The sequence below is a fragment of the Roseibium sp. RKSG952 genome, from assembly GCF_009711355.1.
In genome coordinates this window covers 1-450 of record NZ_SMMF01000259.1, presented here as the reverse complement: position 1 = coordinate 450, position 450 = coordinate 1, and the positions used below count along the sequence as shown (strand labels likewise).

The 450-nt window shown below is 66.9% G+C and carries 1 pseudogene; it reads right to left on the bottom strand.

Annotated elements, in window-relative coordinates:
- Positions 1-450, bottom strand: a pseudogene (locus tag E1297_RS00650) (AMP-binding protein); the annotation flags it as partial.

The following is a 450-nucleotide window of genomic DNA, read 5'->3' as shown; positions in this document are numbered from 1 at the left end:
AAGTTCCGGTTCAGCCTGTCCACGCCCGCTCCCGAGCCCGGCCCCGCTTTCCGGAACCAGATAGGCAACAAGCTGCACATCCGTCTTCCCTGCGCCCTCGCCCGGCACGGGCAGACGGCGCGCGGCAACAACGGCCTGGGCAATGCCCTCCTGCGCCCGCAGGACCGCCTCGATCTCGCCCGGTTCCACCCGCATGCCGCGGATCTTCACCTGGGCGTCGATCCGGCCGAGAAATTCAAGACTGCCGTCAACCCGCCAGCGGGCAAGATCGCCGGTCCGGTAGACCCGTGCGCCATGCCGGCCCGAAAACGGATCGGCCAGAAACCTTTCCGCCGTCAGAGCGGACCGGCCAGAATAGCCGCGCGACACCTGAAGCCCGCCGATCAGAAGCTCGCCCGCAACCCCGGGCGCAACCGGATTGAGATGAGGATCAACAACATAACCTTGCGT